The sequence below is a fragment of the Flavitalea flava genome, from assembly GCF_054461575.1.
This window is the reverse complement of the sequence record NZ_JBTLQH010000034.1, coordinates 57,744-76,472: the sequence shown is the minus strand read 5'-3', so window position 1 is coordinate 76,472 and position 18,729 is coordinate 57,744. Positions and strand designations below refer to the sequence as shown.

Here is an 18,729-nt window from a genome sequence, read left to right as displayed (position 1 = left end):
TTTTCTCTGCATCATTGTTGCCGAAAACACTGTAGTCTTAGTTGCCGAAAACGCTGTAGTTGTAATTGCCGATCACAATTAACCCTTAAAATGAGAAATTTTCTTTTTTCACTTCTTTTTTCCATTTCCTGCTTTACCGCATTTTCTCAGGAAATCCAAAATACAGCTTCCTTTGTAAAGGAAAATTTTACCAAAAAAGAAGCCTATATTCCTATGCGTGACGGGAAAAGGTTATTTACGGTTATTTATATCCCAAAAGACGGGAGCCAGCCTTACCCCTTCCTGATGGAGCGTACGCCTTATTCATGCGGGCCATATGGGGATAGTGCCTATGCTTATTCCCTCGGGCCAAACCGGGCCTTATTGAAAGAAAAATACATATTCGTTTTCCAGGACGTTCGCGGAAGATATATGAGCGAAGGAAATTTCGAAGAGATGACCCCACATAAAGAAGGGAAAAAATCCAGCGGGGAGACGGATGAAAGTTCAGACACCTGGGATACGGTGGATTGGTTACTAAAGAATATAAACAACAATAATGGCCGGGTTGGTCTTTATGGGATCTCTTATCCGGGTTTCTATGCGACGGCTTCCCTACCGGATGCTCATCCGGCAATCAAAGCCGTATCTCCACAGGCTCCGGTTACCGATGAATTTATTGGCGATGACGCCAATCATAACGGCGCATTTTTTTTGTTGGATAATTTTGATTTTGATAACTATTTCGATGTTAAAAGGAAAGGGCCGGTGAAACAATATGAAGGAACTACCTTTAATGTGGGGATCAGGGACGCCTATCAATTTTTCCTTGATCTCGGGTCACTGAAAAACACGAATAGCCCGGAATATTTTAATCATCAAAGCAAGATATGGGATGAATATCTGACCCATTCCACGTACGATGCTTACTGGAAAGCCCGGAATATAAGGACCCATCTGAAAAAAATCACCCCAGCGGTTTTAGTAGTGGGAGGATGGTTTGACGCGGAAGATATGTTTGGCGCCCTTAGAACCTATGAGGCCATTGATAAACAATCTTCAGGAACCAGGAATTACCTGGTAATGGGGCCCTGGACGCATGGGGCCTGGAGCGGTTCGGTCTGGAATGCCTTCGGGATGCTGGATTTTGACCAGAATGTCAATGCCTGGTATCACGAAGCGGAGACCCAATTCTTCAATTTCTATTTAAAGGATAAGGGTAACATTTCCCTTCCTAAGGCAAGCGTCTTCGAAACCGGAACTAACCAATGGAAACAATACGCCAGTTGGCCTCCTGCCGAAGCACGACCGGTAAAATTCCTGCTTCGGGAAAAGGGAGGCCTTGCCCCCGCAACCCCTAACCCTGTGGCCAATTCTGCCGCCAGTTCAGCCCACTCTTCAGCCGCCTCATTAGCAGCATCTTCCTTTGACGAATATATAAGTGACCCTTTCAAACCCGTTCCTTATACCGAAGGAATCAAGGGAGGACGCGATAATGAATATGTCGTTGCCGACCAGCGCTTTGCTGCCCAGCGGCCGGATGTCCTGGTTTACACCAGCGAACCCTTATCAAGCGACCTCCTGGTAACCGGACGTCTTCGGGCAGATATTTTTATGTCCACTACCGGTACGGATGCAGACCTTGTCGTTAAACTGATCGATGTTTTACCGGGAACCGATACCGGATCTGCCGCCCGGCAGCCGGCGGGCTACCAACGCCTGATCAGGGCTGATGTATTCCGGTGTAAATTCAGGAATAGTTTTGAAAAATCAGAACCTTTACGACCCGGACAGGCGACGGAGATTTCCTTCGATCTGAACGAGATCGCCCACAGGTTTAAAAAGGGGCATCGAATCATGGTGCAGATTCAAAGCAGCTGGTTTCCACTGGTCGACAGGAATCCCCAGCAATTCCTCCACATCCCTTCCTGCGGAAACGACGATTTTAAAAAAGCAACAATTAAAATTTATCATGACCCTGCTCACCCCTCCGGCATTATCCTTCCGGTTATAAATTAAACTTTTTTTTGTTCCTTCCCCGGCATTCCCTAAATTTAGGATGATCAGGTCTTACTATTCTCTCACTAAAACAGTATCACATGGAATCTGCAGTCTCCATTGAACAGTTCCAGGAAGAGCTACAGTCCTGGAAACAAGAACTATCCTCCATCAAAGAAGAGATTCGCTACTTTGAACAACATCTCGAAACGCTGGCCTCCAGCAAACTTCCCAAGGACCTCCTGGCCCAGGTCGAACATTTTCAAAATCTTTTTATATGCCAGAAAGAGGTAATCGACCAACTCCGGCACGACCTTCCCGACTCCAGGCATAAAGTGGAAAATATATTCCACAATCTTCGTGCGGAAAGCCAGGAAGAAAACTGGGAATCTTCCAACGAAGGACTGGAGGGCCGTATGGATACTTTCCGTAAAATTTATATCGAAATAAAGCAGGATTTTCACCGGTTTGAATCGGATTGGATGTAGTTTTCTTACATTCGCTCCATGAGAAAAACGCTGAAAACTGTCTTATTTGCTGCTTTATTTAGCGCAAATAGCGCCTTGCATGCCCAGCATGCAGCCATCATTCCCAAGCCTGTCAGTACCGAATGGCTGACCGGAAATTTTCTGCTCAATCCCAACACCGTTCTGGTAGTTGGAGAAAAAGATGAGCCTGTTGCCGGTTTCCTGAACAAATACCTGGCGGAAATCTATGGTTTCCATCTTCGGGTTTTATCCGCAGGAAAACAGCCTGTTTCCAATTACATCAGTTTGGTTACGGGCCCTGGTACCACGCCGGTCAAAGATGGCCGGTACACGCTGAAGGTAACCTCGTCCACCATTTCCGTAACCGGAGACAATCCATCCGGAACCTTTTATGGGATGCAGACCCTGATCCAATTATTGCCGGTAGACGCCTCGGGGGTTACCCCTGATCCTGCCGGAGCAAAAGAAGCCACTGCCGGGCCGATGGGCATTCCTACGGGAGACCTCCATATTCCTGCCGTAGCCATCGAAGACTATCCCCGTTTTGGCTACCGGGGTTTGCACCTGGATGTCGGCCGGCATTTTTTCGGGGTCGATTTTGTCAAACGGTATATCGATTATATCGCCTTGCATAAAATGAATTATTTTCACTGGCATCTGACGGAGGATCAGGGATGGCGGATCGAGATCAAAAAATATCCTGAGCTTACCCGGGCCGGTGCATGTCGTAATGGTACCATAATCGGTCATCACCCGGGAACGGGTAATGACAGTATCCGCTACTGCGGATATTATACACAGGACGAGATCAGGGACGTTGTAAAATATGCATCGGACCGTTATATTACTATACTTCCCGAGATTGAATTGCCGGGACATTCTTCCGCTGCCCTTACCGCCTATCCGCAATTGGGATGCACGGGCGGACCTTACCAGGTGCAACAGACCTGGGGGGTATTCAAGGATGTTTTCTGCGCGGGGAATGACAGCACATTCCAGTTCCTGCAGGACGTACTGGATGAAGTGATGGACCTTTTTCCTTCACCTTATATCCATATTGGTGGTGATGAATGCCCCAAAACCAGCTGGAAGACCTGCCCCAAATGCCAGAAACGTATAAAGGATAATAAGCTTAAGGATGAAAATGAATTACAGAGTTACTTTGTTCAACGCATAGAAAAATACATCAATGCCAAGGGACGGCAAATGATCGGATGGGACGAGATTCTGGAAGGAGGTCTGGCACCCAATGCCACGGTTATGAGCTGGCGCGGCGAACAGGGAGGCATAGATGCTGCCAAACAAAAACACAAAGTGATCATGACGCCCGGAGAGTATGTATATTTCGATCATGCGCAAAGACCGAATGATGATTCGCTTACTATCGGAGGTTTTCTTCCCCTAAAAAAAGTTTACCAGTATGAACCCGTTCCCGGCGGGCTAACCGCTGAACAGGCGGAATTGGTTTGGGGAGCTCAGGCAAATGTGTGGTCAGAATATATGGCCAATACCAGCAAGGTGGAATACATGCTATTTCCCCGGTTAAGCGCCCTGAGCGAGGTGCTCTGGAGTCCTAAAGAAAAAAAGGACTGGCCGGATTTCGAACAAAGGCTGCAAACGCAATATATCCGTTACCGGCTGTGGAAATCGAATTATTATCAGGCCTATATGCCTCCACGCGATACCCTGGTCCGCGAAAAGCTGGCGGCCTGGCAGGATAGCAAATTTGGCCTGCTGATGCATTGGGGTACATATAGCCAATGGGGTATTGTGGAAAGCTGGAGCATTTGTCCGGAAGACGAAGGCTGGACCGTACGGAAAGGGCCATATAGCGGCAATTATTTTGAGTACCTTCATGCTTATCAGAAACTGCAGCTCAGTTTTAATCCGGTCAGATTCAACCCTGCCAAATGGGCGGCAGCCGCAAAAGATGCAGGAATGAAATACGTGGTTTTTACCACCAAACACCACGATGGATTTTGTATGTTCGACACCAAACAAACGGACTATAGGATCACTTCCCCGCTAACACCTTTTTCTTCAGATCCGCGAAGTAATATTGCCAAAGAAGTTTTCGATGCTTTCCGCAAGGAAGGGCTGATGACAGGCGCTTATTTCTCAAAACCCGATTGGCATAATGAGAACTATTGGTGGCCCTATTTTCCGCCGAAAGACCGGAACGTGAATTATGATCCTAAAAAATATCCCCAGCGGTGGACGGCGTTTAAAGATTTTACGTACAAACAAATCGAAGAACTGATGACCGGCTATGGTAAAATGGATATCCTTTGGCTGGATGGAGGCTGGGTGAGACCGCTCTCTTCGGTTGACCCTTCCGTAGACTGGCAGAAAAACATTCCCTATAACCAGGATATCGATATGCCGCGTATTGCAAAAATGGCCAGAAGCCACCAGCCTGGCCTGATCGTAGTGGACAGGAGCGTTCCCGGTGAATATGAGAATTATACCACACCGGAACAACAGATTCCGGCCAGCCCTTTAACTGATCCCTGGGAATCCTGTCTTACCATGGGCAATTCCTGGAGTTATGTTCCGAACGATCATTATAAATCCAGCACGGAGCTGATCAGTTTATTAGTGAAGATCGTGTCGAGAGGTGGCAATTTCCTGCTGAATGTCGGGCCTTCTCCGGAAGGGGATTGGTCCGATACCGCCTACAGCCGGCTGAAGGAAATGGGAGCCTGGTTAAAGATCAACGGAGAAGGGATTTATAACAGCAAGCCGCTGGCCCCCTACTCTTCCGGTAATGTATACCTTACGCAATCAAAAGACGGAAAAGACCAATATGCTTTTTACCTGGGAGAATCCCGGGAAGGAAAAGATTTGATATTGCCTTCCCGTATTGAGATCCCCGGCCTTGTACCAGCAAAGAACAGCAAGGTCAGCCTGTTGGGTTTGGCTGGTAAAAAGGGAGAACTGAAATGGCAGCAGGAAGGGAAAAAAATGATCATCCTTATTCCTCCGGCCTTACAGTCCTCCCCGGCTGGTCAATATGCTGTAACAATCAGGATCCGCTCGTAAGGCATAAGCAGTTTAAAGAACCAAAGTCTTTTCAAAGGGGGATTGCAAAGGGGCTTTGCCCCTTTGCCGCGACGCATTTGCCTTCTTGTGCCCGGGGCGACATATTTAAATTGGAAGCACCGGGCACAAGAAGGGCGGGATAGAAATCCCACCCTTTTAGCATTCTGATTCTCTGTACGTGTTGCTCATGTGATCTTTAGAAGATCACACCTAATTGCTGAACATTCTTATTTATTATTTATCCCACCAAATGCGGGAAGTCATTTTATCTCCGTCTTTAAGACCGGCAACAGCTGCACTGTAATTGGTCGGGTTGGTTCCGGCTTCTCCTGTCGGATACGTATACCTGCGGGGGATCGTTCCATTGGTAGAATTCCCCGGGTAGTTGGTCGGAATAAGAACGGGGAAACCGCTTCTTCTCCAGTTAGCCCATGCCTCGTATTCATCCGAAAAAGTAGCCACCCAGTATTGGGTATTGATTTGCTGCAGTTCCGTCCCTGCAACCAGCGGATGAGCCGCCAGATAGGTGTTTATCGGGCCATCAGCCGGACCTGCGCCGGCCTGCAGACTCAACTGCTGCATAGCTGCCTGGACGCCATCATGGTAATACGAGGCGGCAGAACCGGAAATCCATCCATTTTGTGCTGCTTCAGCCAATAGTAATTCTGTTTCACCATAAGTCAGGAAAAAAGTAGGAACATTCGTACGGGCAAAAGTATAACGATTGACGATCGAATATTTATTCAGTGCGCCCGGCCAGTTGGGAGCATGGGAAATATCAAATGCACCTCCACCGGCATCATAACCGTTCGGCATACCTAAGACATGTGCAGCCGTAGTATCCCCTTTATCAGTGATATCTCCGCCGGCATTTGCGATTACCGCGCCATAATAGATCAGCCGTGGGTCATTGGTTGTTTTAAGATAGGTAACGAAGGTAAGGCTCAGTTGCGCTGCAGTTGGGTCGATCTGTTGAAGAACGGACCCCGTTCCGTTAGCTACCTGGGCACCCGCTCCGTTGGCGGTGGCATCCTGGTGCTGGACCATGGCATTATCGTCATTGCTGGCGAACACTCCACCTGCAAATGCAGCCTGTGCCCATTTTTGCGCATTGGCCGGGTCTGCCTTGACCATCCGCATAGCCAGGCGCAGCATTTCAGAATAGGCGAATTTTTTCCATTTGGTTACGTCGCCTCCATAAACCAGGTCGGCTGATCCGGGAGTTGCGGCAGAAGGGTCCAGTTTGGTTGCGGCATCGCTTAATTCGTTGAGCATGTCCGTATAGATATCCTGTTGTTTGTCGTATTTCGGGGTGGTGATATTGGATATATATCCCAAACCTGCTTCGGAATAAGGACAATCGCCATACATGTCCGTCATACGCTGGAACATAAAGACCTTGAAGATCCTGGCAATATTGTATAGGTTGACATTTTTCGTGTCGGTCTTGGAATGATAGACTACTTCCACGATGTCGCCGATAGGGCTCGAATTGGTATTCTGTAAAGGATTGGCCCCGTTCTGCTGAGGACCATAATTCTGATCCCAGTAGGAAGAAAGATAAGAGGAATTGGTCAGGTATTTGTCGCCATTCCAATAACTTGTCGTGGAGGCAATATGCTGAATCATTGTACTGGCATAGATCAGGTTGGCGCGCCAATCCTCATATGCGTTTGCATCGCTGTTTCCGGACGTGGTTAACTGCGCCGTTGTCAACAGATATTTGAAACTCTCCAGATCACCCAGGATGGAATTGGGGTCTTTATTGATGGTTTCAAAATTTTTGGTGCATCCGCTGTTAAGCAGCAAACTTGCGGACACCGTTGCTATCAGGAATATCTTGCTTTTCATCTTGCTGAATTTAGTTTGTAGATTGATCTGTAATTAGAATTTCAGGTTCACGTTGATACCCATGCTCCTTTGTGCCGGATAACCGGATAATTCTATCCCCTGGGCATTGCTGTTTGTCAGGTTGGATTCGGGATCGATATTAGGCGTATGTTTCATCAGGGTTGCCACATTCCTGGCTACCAGTGAAATACTTACCCCTTTTATAAAACCATTCTTCAAAACAGACCCGGGTAAAGAATAACCCAGGCTCAGGGCTCTCAGTTTGATAAAGCTGGCATCATAGACAAATTCTTCTGCAATCTGATCATTACCTGTTGACAGATCCTGAAAGTAAGTCTGTGAATTTACAACTGCTGCGTTCGGCTTACCGTCTTCCGTGACACCTTTACCGGTATAACCGCCTTCTCTTCCCTGAAGAGTTGTCTTTTGAAGACCGTAGCTGTACAGTAGCAGGTTGGTACCCGAATAGATCTTTGCGCCATATTTGAAATCGATCAGGCAGGAAAGAGAAAAGTCCTTATAGTGAAAATCATTGCTAAAACCACCTGTCTGTTTGTAGACGCCGGAACCTAAAGGGATCAGTTTATCCGTTTGTTCAGGCTCACCTGCCCGCAGGGAATTAGTCACGCCATCGCTGTAGACGATATTTCCACCTTTATCGCGTTTATAGGCATATCCCATGATCTGGCCGTACGGCAGACCGACCACATTGCTGACATTAACACCGTTACCCCAACGCGGGAATGAACCCGTGATCACGATGGGTGCTCCGTCAGGACCCAGTGTCAGTACTTTGCTATTATTTTGCGCGAAATTGAAGGACAGGTTCCAGCTGAAATTATGTGTTTTCACCGGAGTACCCGTTAACAAAACCTCGATACCGCTGTTGCGTATTTTACCAATGTTCTGCACTTTTGCGTTATAAGCGCTGGTTGGACTGACGGTTACGTTGACGATATCGTTCGTCGTTTGTTTATTATAATACGATACATCGAATCCGACCCGGTTGTTGAAGAATTGCATATTCAAACCTGCTTCTTTTTCAGCAATCTTTACAGGTTTCAGATCTTTGTTGGGAATTACATTCTGAACGACGAAACCCTGTGCCTGGCTGTTGATGGTATATCCCAAAAATCCATAGGTAAGACTTTCCTGGTAAGGAGCGGTACCATTGGAGGCTTCGGCATAAGAAGCCCTTAACTTACCAAAGCTGATCCAGGCGGGGAGGTTAAAGGCATCGGAGAAAACAAAACTGCTGCTCAGAGAAGGATACAGATAATGATTCGAATTTATATTCAGGGTAGAGAACCAGTCGTTCCTGGCCGTAACATTCAGGAAAAGGAAATTTTTATACCCGAAATCAGCCGTTCCGTAAATGGAATTGACATGGTAGCGTTGATAACCTACCGTATAAGGTCTGGTCGAAACGTTATTCAGGGAATAGAAATAAGGGATAATGAAGGGCCCAGCACTGGCAACACCGGCAGACGAATTGACATTATCCTGTGAGTTTCCTCCAACACTGGCAGCAAGGGTGAAATCGCTGCCGAATTTTTTATTGGCACCTACCAGCCAGTTCCAGTTCAGTTCATGATAGTCGACCTTATTCACCGTAATCTGGCCACCGGCTGCATAAGCGGTTCCGGTAGGTACGATGTTCTTAAGATCGAAGATATATCCGTCCCTGGTGACACCTCCCTGAACATACAACCAGTCAAGCAGGTTGTATTTCAAACTAAGACCGCCCGTTAAACGCTGACGACTGGTGCTGTTCTCGAATTTTTCGGCTACAAAATAGGGATTGTTCATATACTGATCCGCTCCTGGTAACAATTCCGAGCCATCGGCCTTTACTGCCGGTTTCAGCCAGCGTAAATCGAATGTATTGGAAAGATACATGGGAGCTGCAACCACGTTCCCTGGTGCATCAGAAAATGATACCCTGTTCTTCACCTGTTCGAAAATATAGTTAGCGGTCAGATTCAATTGCAGTTTGGAGGTGATATTATATCCGCTGTTGAAATTGACTCCCTGCTGTTTCATATTGGAATTAGGGATAACAGCACCATTATACAAATTGGAAAGACCAAGACGGAAATGCCCTTTGTCATTTGCTCCTGTCATAGCAACAGAGGACTGGTTAACAACAGATTTTTTGAAAAAATCCTTAAAGCCTGTTTTATAAGGGCTGTAAGCATAAGTGTTACCCAGGAAATTGGTGGCCTGTGAGCCATCCATTTTTGGTCCCCACGAGAAATTCTCCGAGTTCTGGGCGGCCAGGGCGGTGATTGGTTTTACGCCCTGAATACCTTGTCCGTACTGGTATTGATATTCCCGGTCATCGACCACGGAATTAACGGTAAGGTTGTTATTCACCTCCACCCCTATACCATGTGATTTTGTGCCTGATTTGGTCGTGATCAGAATGGCGCCGTTCCCCCCGCGATAACCATACAAGGCAGAGGCTGCCACTCCTTTTAATACCTGGATGTTCTCGATATCATCCGGGTTGATATTGGAAAGCCCATCACCAAAGTCCTGTCCTCCGTATTTTGCAGACATACCCTGGTTGGTATTGTCATAAGGAATACCATCGATCACGTAAAGAGGCTGATTCTGACCGCTCAGGGAACCATTACCCCGGATAAGAACCCGGCTGCTGCCCGAAGGACCCGTGGCCGTTCCTGCCACATTCACACCGGCCACCTGTCCGGTCAGTGCATTACCTATATTGGCTTCCCGGGATGAAGTGAATTTGGAACCGTCCACTTCGGTAGTGGAATATCCCAGTGCTTTCGCCTGTTTGCGAATACCCAAGGCAGTTACTACGACTTCTGTCAGTTGCTGATTGGTTCTTTCCAATTCAATGGTGATGGAAGCGGCATCTCCGACAGTCACTTCCTTTGTTTTATACCCCACTATGGAAAACACGAGGATATCTCCTTTATTTGCATCAACGGCAAAAACACCACCGACATCGGTTGAAACTCCCTTTCTGGATCCCTTAATCGTAACACTTACGCCTGCAAGGGGTTTCCCATCGGAAGAACTCACACGACCGGCAATCGTATTTGCCATCATGTCTGTCCTGACGCCATCCTGTATGCTACCGGTAAGGTCCTGCAGCAGGTTGGCGGAGTTAAGATCGCCTCCGGTTTCATTTCTCCCTGAAAGGATCACAAAGGTTTTGTCATTGATTTTTTTGAAAGTTAATCCTGTATTTTTCAATACTTCATCCAGGATTTTTTCGATAGAGCCATTAGTTCCTTCCGGAACTTTCACCAGTTTTTTCCCGAAGGATTGTTCTCTGAAAAGGAAATAAACACCTTTTGATTTATTCAGTTCTTTAAGAACGAGGAATAAAGCTTGCTTCTGAGGATTTTCATCAGGCAACCCTTTGTTGTCAACACTTTTTCTTTGTGTCAGGTGTTTATTGCTGTTATCCGCATACGCATAGGTGTTTTGCGGACGGGCAGCAACAAAACAAAATACTCCCAGAAGACACCCGAGTATACTGCGGGTAAATTCAGACTTTCTCATTGTTTGCAGCGTTTTTTGATGAAATGATGATTCGTTAATAATGGTCCTTTTTAGTTATGAATGGTCGTAGAATGCATTAATATTCCCCTTACCCTCAGCTTAAATAGCCGAAGGAATATGTAGTGTTTTCGGGATCAGTTAAAGTGTTGTTTTCTCTGTGCCGGCATTTCTCATGAGGTAGCCGGTCGGAGCAGTTGTTCCGTTTGCGAATGTGTAAATTTGCTGCTTAATCTAATCAGTAGATCCTGATCCTGGAGAATATCCTGGTCCTGGCCGGATCAATCGTGTTTTCTGATCGTAACCGAATCGCCCTGACGGACAATTTCAAAATCCAGCGCTTCCAGTGACTGTAAAAACACGTCCAGGTTATTATTGGGCAGAATACCCGAAATAGTTTTTTCTCCTGTTTCTTCATCCCCGAGAATTACCGGGATCCCGTAATGTTCATTGATGATCTTCACAACTTCTTTTAGCGGAGTGTTATCGAATAGCAGCTTATGATCTTTCCAGGCCACTACGCTATCATTTTTGACAGGCCTTTTTTCCAATTGATCCTTATCGAATTCTACAAAATCCCCGGGTTTCATCTTTACTTCTTTTCCTTCAGCCATATAAAGGATTACACTCCCCTCCTTCAGCATGACATTAGCCTTATCCTTACGATTGACTACATTGAACTGCGTACCGGTCACCATTATATCAAAATGATCCGTATGTACGATAAAACGACTTTTCAAGGGTGTTTTCATAACATGAAAAAAGGCCTCTCCATTCAACCATACTTCTCTGTCTTTTCCATCTTTCCAATTCGTTGAATACCGCAGATTACTATTTGCATTCACGACAACCTCGGTCCCGTCAGGTAATTTTTGATTCATGATTTGCCCATAGGCAGTTCGTAGTTCCGGGTTTTTCGTTAGCCACCGATAACCAGCGATAAGACTCCCTGCCAAAAGAATTACGGAGGCGGCAGCCATCCACCGCTGTTTTTTGTAAGGCCGGATCACGGGATGGATCACGTTTATTTTTCTTCTTTCCGCCTGATATATTCTCTCCAGCAATAATCTCTCGGCCATCGTAATCTGTTCAGCGGCAATCGCCTTCTCCCTGAGAGGTAGTGTTTGAAGGAACCCGACGGCCCGCTCAATCCGGTCATAACTGTCAGGATTTGCTAATATCCATTGCTCCCATTGACTGATAGATTGTGCATCCGTCTTAAAATACCAGGAAAGAAATGATTCATCACACAAAAGATCCTCAACACCAAGATAGTTTTTCGACATACAAAAGAAATTACCTTTACTAAAGAAGTACCGGTAACAGGAGTTCTGTAATGATCCTTTGAAAAAAAATATTTTTTCATGGCTTATCCCACCAAACCCGCGAAGTCATTTTATCTCCTTTATCGAGACCGGAGACCGCATCGTTATAATGATTGGTATTGGTGGCTGCTTCTCCGACCGGGTAAGTGAACCGGCGTGGAATAGTTCCATTGGTGATATTACCCGGGTAGTTTACCGGGACCAGATTGGGATAATTACTTCTTCTCCAGTTGGCAAAACATTCATTTTCGTCCATAAATCCGGCGATCCAGTATTGTTCATTGATCTGCTGATAAGAATGAACAGGATCGTAGGGATGGCCTGACAGCCAATTTTGGATCAGGGAATCAGCAGGGCCGGCGCCTGCCTGGGCTCCGAGTTGCTGCATCGCTCCTTTAATCCCGGAAGAATAATATGACGCAGGGTCTCCGCTGATCCAGCCCCGTTGTGCCGCTTCTGCCAGCAGGAGCTCGGTTTCTCCGTAAGTCAGTAGGAAACTGGGCGCATCCAGGCGGGCAAAAGTATATCGATTGACCACGGAATAGCTGTTCTGATTACCCGGCCATCCGGGCGCATTTACCAGGTCATAAGACGTTTTACTGTTTGGCGGATCATATCCGTTCGGTTGCCCCAATTGCAGACTAAATGAGGTGTCCCCTTTTGCCGAAACTACAGAAGGGTCTGAACAAACGGTAGCCAGATAAGAAAGCCTGGGATCGTTCGTTCTTTTCAGATACTTTACGAACGTTTCACTCAGGCGATAGTCATTAGGCGCATTGCCGAGAAGAATAAGACCGGTGCCGTTTGGTACCGGGGTGCCACTGAGGTTCTGATGCTGAACGATGGCATTATCCGGATTGCCGGTCATCACGCCGCCCAGCAACGCTATGGCTATCCATTTTTTTGCCGTATCGGGTTCAACCTTACTCAAACGCATGGCGACCCGAACCATTTCTGAATAAGCAAATTTTTTCCAGGCTTCAGGACTCCCACCGTATAAAAGATCGGCAGAGCCCACTGTATTTGGTCTGAAGGGATCGAGGCTGCCGGCAGCTTCCTGCAATTCAAGCAGCAGGTCCATATATATATCCTGCTGTTTATCGTACCTGGGCGTCATAATTCCGGAAATATATCCCAGCCCGGCCTGGAAATAAGGGCAATCCCCATACATATCGGTCATACGCTGAAACATGAATGCTCTGAAGATCCGGGCGATCTGATAAAAATTATATTGAGAAGTATCGGTCCGTGTATGTTCCACCACTTCGACGATGTTAGTTATACTGTTGGGATAGTTCTTGTCCCAGTAAGCAGAGTTATAGGTGGCGCTATACAAATATTTATCTCCGACCCAATAGGAAAAGGTGGAGGATAAATGCTGTATCATAGAACCGGAGTAGATCAGGTTATTCCTCCAATCCTCATATCCGTTGGCATCACTGTTACCGGAGGTCACCAACTGTGCGTTGGTAAAAAGAGTACTGAATTTAATCTGGGTAGGCGGGATCTTACCCGGATCGGTGTTGATCGAGGTGAAATCTTTTTTGCAAGCGGAACCTGCCACCAATATGATGAGGATAAGAAAGGCTATCGTTAACTTTTTCATTATTTCATTTGCCGGTTAAAATTTCAGGTTCAGATTTACCCCCCAGCTTCTGACCGCAGGGTACCCCGTTAGTTCCAACCCCTGGCCATTGGTATTATTAATACTGGATTCAGGATCAATATTTGGTGTATGTTTCATAAGTACTGCCAGATTTCTCCCCACGAGGGAAATGGTTATTCCTTTTATGAAGCCTCTTTTTAATACAGTCCCGGGAAAGGAATAAACAAGAGATAAGGCCCTTAATTTTATGAAGCTGGCATCATAAATGAATTCTTCTGCAATATGGTCGTTACCCCCGGCGGAAATATCCTGAAAATATTGTTGGGCAGGGACTACAGTGGTATTGGCATGTCCGTCCTCACGAACTCCTTTTCCTATATAGCCCCCTTCCCTGCCCTGAAGGGTGGTTCGTTGTAATCCATAATAATAAAGAAGCAGGTTGGTGCCGGAATAAATTTTTGCCCCGTATTTGATGTCGAGCAGGAAGGACAGGGAAAGATCCTTATAGCGAAATTCGTTACTAAGGCCGCCGGTTTCCCTGTAGACGCTGGAGCCCATTGGCACTACTCCCGTATGCTCGGGTTCACCCGAAGGAGCAGGATTGGTTACCCCGTCACTGAAAATGATATTACCTCTTCCGTCCCTTTTATAGGCAAACCCCATGATCTGCCCATACGGCAATCCAACCACATTACTGATATTCACTTCATTGCCCCAACGGGGATAGGCACCAGCGATAACGATACTGGGTGAGCCGCCGACATCCAAAACCTTGTTGTCGTTCACGGCAAGATTAAACGAAATATTCCAGGTGAGGTTATGGGTCTTTACCGGAGTACCCGTAAATAAAAGTTCAAGGCCCCGGTTCTGTATTTTCCCTACATTTTCTATGTATTGGAAGTAACCGGCAGTAGGGCTAACCGTTACCTTTACTATATCGTTGGTGGTTTGTTTCGAATAAAAAGTGAGATCGAATCCTGCACGGTTATGAAAGAATTGCATGGCCAGCCCGAGTTCTTTTTCCGAAATACTCACGGGCCGCAGGCCTGGATTAGGTATCAGCCCATTGGTAGCGACATATCCTACAGGTTGCCCACTGGTTGCGTATCCCTGTAAGCCATAAGCAATCAGATTCTGATAAGGTTCGGTACCATTGGAGGATACTGCATAAGATGCCCGTAGTTTTCCCAGGTTGATCCAGGAAGGCAGGCGCCAGGCATCGGAAAATATAAAGCTGGAGGAAATAGAAGGATATAAATAATGGTCCGTGTGAACGTTAAGGGTCGAGAACCAATCATTGCGGGCGGTAAGGGTAAGGAACAGAAAATTCTTATATCCAAAATCGGCGCTTCCATACAGGGAGTTTACACGGTAATGTTTATAAGAAGTGCTAAAGGGTTTGGTTACAATATTATTAGGGCTGTAATAACCGGGAATATAAAATGGACCGGCAGGCCGGTTGTTGGAATTGGGCACTGCCCCGATCCCGTTTATATCGTTTATATTGTCCTGCTGGTTTCCTCCGATGTTCCCTTCAAAACTGAAACCCGAAACGGATTTTTTATTTACGCCGATCATAAAATTACTGTTCAGCTCATGGTAATTTACTTCATATTGCGTAAGGTTGCCTCCATGAACTCCATCTGCCCGGGTATAGGGCACTCCGGATGGAACGATATTGACCACATCGAATATATATCCGTCCCGGGTAACCTGGCCTTGCAGAAACAGCCAATCGAGGAGATGATATTTTAAGGTCAATCCACCAGTAAGGCGGTTCCTGTTTGTCGTATTCTGATACTCATAAGCAATATAATAGGGATTCTCGAAATATTGATCGGCTGTTCCCGGCATTAGTTCCGTACCGTCCGGATTTACGCGGCGGTCCTTCATCCAGCGAATATCGAATGAATTAGCCAGGTACAGCGGAGCGGCAATTACATTCCCGGGATCATCGGAAATAGAAGCGCGGTTTTTCACCCGTTCAAAGACATAATCCGCCGTCAGATCCATCTGCAATTTATTGGTGATAAAAAAAGTAGAGTTAAAATTCAATCCCTGTTGCTGCATACTTGAATTGGGAATGCTGGGCTGGAGAAGCAGATCGGAAATGCCCAGGCGGAAATGCCCCTTATTATTGGCGCCTGTCAGCGCGATGGAGCTCTGGTTGGTTATTCCGGTTCGGAAGAAATTTTTAAAATTGTCTTTTGCTGCGAGGTACGGATAATTATTACCCAGGAAGTTCACGGCATTAGAACCGTCCAGTCTGGCGCCCCAGCTATAATAAGGTGCGGCAAGAGCAGTTTGGATATTCGTAGGTTTCACGCCGGATTGGCCCTGTCCATATTCATATTGATAATCTCTGTCATCGGTTATCGTATTTAACGTAAGGTTATTATTCACCTGGACCGAGATACCATGGGTTCTGGATCCGGATTTGGTTGTGATAAGGATGGCTCCGTTCCCACCCCGGTAACCGTAAAGTGCGGAAGCCGCCACCCCTTTTAATACGAGGACGGATTCGATATCGTCAGGATTGATATTGGAGAGACCATCGCCCAGGTCTACCCCACCCCATTGACCGGAATATCCCTGATTCATATTATCATAAGGTACTCCATCGATTACATATAAGGGCTGATTATTACCGCTTAAAGAAGAATTCCCACGGATAAGCATTCTGCTGCTTCCATAAGGTCCGGTAGCATTCTCGGCAACGCTTAATCCGGCAATCTGCCCCGTCAGGGCATTCCCGAAATTGACGGCACGGGATTGGGTGAAAATGGTACCGTCCATACCTGTGGCCGAATAACCCAAGGACCTTTCCTGTTTCTTAATTCCCAGCGCGGTAACCATAACCTCCGTCAGGGGATCATTGGAAGGCTCCATTAAGACAATTGTTTTTCCTGCTTCTTCCGCCGGGAGTTCACGGGGCTTGTATCCTACAAACGAGAAAAGAAGCCTATCCCCTCTGACCGCACGAATTTCGAATACCCCGCTCAGATCCGTGGACACTCCTTTTCCCGTTCCTTCGATTGTGACGCTGACGCCCTGAAGGGCTATTCCATTCGCACCCGAGACTTTACCTGATACCGTATTATCTTTCTGGTTGGTCGCATCGGCCTCGGGGTCATCCTCTGATTGCTGGTTTATAGCAGCGGTAGAATCATAGGATGAATTGTTTCTGGCCTGGTTTTTTCTGGAAAGGATTACAAAAGTCTTATCATCTACTTTTTTAAAATTAAGACCCGTGTTCTTCAGGATCTGTCCCAGGAGCTTTTCCACCGATCCATTGACCGTGTTTGCAGGAGGATTGACCAGTATCTTGCCAAGCGTTTGTTGGGAAAAAAGAAAATAGACTCCTCTCGTCCGGTTTAATTCGATCAGGACATCAAACAAGGTTTGTTGGGGAGGAGAGTCTACAGGTCGGCTGTTTCCGCCAGGCCCCGCCCCCGGAGGAGGAATGGTCTGGGAAAGCGCCTGCAAAATGCAGGCAGAAGGTATACAAAGAAAAAATACAAGCGTAATGCGCAAGAAGCTTGATTTTCTCATTTTGCAGAGTTTGGTAAAAAATAAATGCTAGGGTGCATGTGCCCTGATCGTGACACCATTGCCATCCGGTCTGAGCACTTCGAAATCCCCCGTTGCTTCCAAAGATTTTAACAACACCTCCAGGTTATTGTTTGGCAGGATCCCGGAGATCGTTTTATCCCCGGTCTGAATATCTGCCAGTTTGACCCGGACACCATACTGGTCATTGATAATGGTAACCAATTCTTTAAGAGGCGTCTTGTCAAAGACCAGTTTTTGTTCTTTCCAGGCAAGCACAGTTTCATGCCTGACCGCTTTTTTTTCCAGTTGGTTGTTGGAATTGTACTCCGCATAATCACCGGGTTCCAGATTCAATTCCTTTCCATCCCGGGAACGCAGTACAACGCTCCCTTCTTTTAATAACACATTTACCCTTTCACGGCGGTTGACAACATTGAATTGCGTGCCGGTCACCACTATATCGAAACGGGAGGTATGCACAATGAACCGGCTCATCATCGGTGTTTTCCGTACATGAAAGTACGCTTCCCCGTTCACCCAGACTTCCCGGTCCGCACCATCCTTCCATACAGATGAATATCTGAGATTACTGTTCGCATTCATCGTGACCAGTGTACCGTCGGGCAGCTGATGTTCCTTTATTTGCCCGAAATCCGTTCTCAATTCCGGCTTGCCGGGGATAAGGAACTTCGTTATAAACATACCTGCCGTAACCAGAACAAGGAGAATGGCTGCTGCAATCCAGACTTGTCGTGCGTATACATTACGGAAAAAACTTTTTTGCCCATTCCCGGGCAAAGAGGCTACTCTTTCTTCCGGAGCGATCCTGGATTCAAGCGCTGTTCTTGTTTCTGCCGTGATCATTGGCTGTAACGGACTTCTTTGCTCTCTGGAAGAAGCGGACGAATTTTTTATCTCTGTTTTTTTTCTTGGCTGGGCAACTTCTATCTTTTGTTTAAGTGACGCTTCTGCTCTACGGATCTGGTCAGCTGGAATTTCAATTTCCGGGAAACGGGTAGTTCTTAATATTTCGATGGCTCGATCCGCCAGATCCCTGCTTTCAGGATTGGCGTTTATCCAGCGTTCCCATTCCATATCGCGTTCATCTCCGGTATGATAATACCAGGAGAGAAAAGATTCATCAGACAAAAGGTCTTCCGGTTCTCGATAATTTTCAAACATAAAACAAAAAGGTCATTCAGAATTTACGTATATATTTTGGACCAGAAAACTTTTTAAATTGAAATCCAGCCCTGCTAAAATCCTTATATCCGGGTTCAGTTACAGGAATTATAGCTTCTTTCGTAAAGGTAGTTTGGGAAAGTTCGTTTCTGCTATTTTTCCATTTATT

At 46.5% G+C, this 18,729-nt stretch carries 9 protein-coding genes; 3 read left to right on the top strand and 6 right to left on the bottom strand.

Annotated features, from left to right (window positions below; all coding sequences use genetic code 11):
- Window positions 1–90: 90 nt before the first annotated feature.
- The 3 genes from ACX0G9_RS23670 (at window position 91) to ACX0G9_RS23660 (ending at window position 5,507) form a co-directional block, all read left to right on the top strand.
- Complete coding sequence (locus tag ACX0G9_RS23670; protein WP_459067446.1) at window positions 91–1,998, top strand: CocE/NonD family hydrolase; 1,908 nt, start codon at window positions 91–93, stop codon at window positions 1,996–1,998.
- Between the two features lie 80 nt (window positions 1,999–2,078).
- Window positions 2,079–2,465 carry a hypothetical protein gene (locus ACX0G9_RS23665; protein ID WP_459067445.1) on the top strand — a complete coding sequence of 129 codons (387 nt, stop codon included), beginning with the start codon at window positions 2,079–2,081 and terminating at the stop codon, window positions 2,463–2,465.
- Between the two features lie 18 nt (window positions 2,466–2,483).
- Window positions 2,484–5,507 (top strand): family 20 glycosylhydrolase, encoded by a 3,024-nt coding sequence (locus ACX0G9_RS23660; protein WP_459067444.1) that lies wholly within the window; start codon window positions 2,484–2,486, stop codon window positions 5,505–5,507.
- A gap of 234 nt (window positions 5,508–5,741) precedes the next feature.
- Here ACX0G9_RS23660 and ACX0G9_RS23655 read toward each other — a convergent pair whose 3' ends face one another.
- The 6 genes from ACX0G9_RS23655 to ACX0G9_RS23630 form a co-directional block, all read right to left on the bottom strand.
- The gene (locus ACX0G9_RS23655) at window positions 5,742–7,358 is read right to left on the bottom strand and encodes a SusD/RagB family nutrient-binding outer membrane lipoprotein (RefSeq protein WP_459067443.1); all 1,617 of its coding nucleotides are present in this window, start codon (window positions 7,356–7,358) and stop codon (window positions 5,742–5,744) included.
- A 33-nt stretch (window positions 7,359–7,391) separates the two neighbouring features.
- Window positions 7,392–10,898, bottom strand: coding sequence for a SusC/RagA family TonB-linked outer membrane protein (locus tag ACX0G9_RS23650; RefSeq protein ID WP_459067442.1), 3,507 nt, complete (start codon window positions 10,896–10,898; stop codon window positions 7,392–7,394).
- Window positions 10,899–11,176: 278 nt separating this feature from the next.
- Window positions 11,177–12,181, bottom strand: coding sequence for a FecR family protein (locus ACX0G9_RS23645; protein WP_459067441.1), 1,005 nt, complete (start codon window positions 12,179–12,181; stop codon window positions 11,177–11,179).
- Between the two features lie 76 nt (window positions 12,182–12,257).
- Window positions 12,258–13,826 (bottom strand): SusD/RagB family nutrient-binding outer membrane lipoprotein, encoded by a 1,569-nt coding sequence (locus ACX0G9_RS23640; protein ID WP_459067440.1) that lies wholly within the window; start codon window positions 13,824–13,826, stop codon window positions 12,258–12,260.
- A 15-nt stretch (window positions 13,827–13,841) separates the two neighbouring features.
- Complete coding sequence (locus ACX0G9_RS23635; protein WP_459067439.1) at window positions 13,842–17,378, bottom strand: SusC/RagA family TonB-linked outer membrane protein; 3,537 nt, start codon at window positions 17,376–17,378, stop codon at window positions 13,842–13,844.
- 27 nt (window positions 17,379–17,405) lie between these two features.
- A complete protein-coding gene (locus ACX0G9_RS23630) occupies window positions 17,406–18,560 on the bottom strand; it encodes a FecR family protein (RefSeq protein ID WP_459067438.1) in 1,155 nt (384 codons plus the stop codon).
- Window positions 18,561–18,729: the final 169 nt, after the last annotated feature.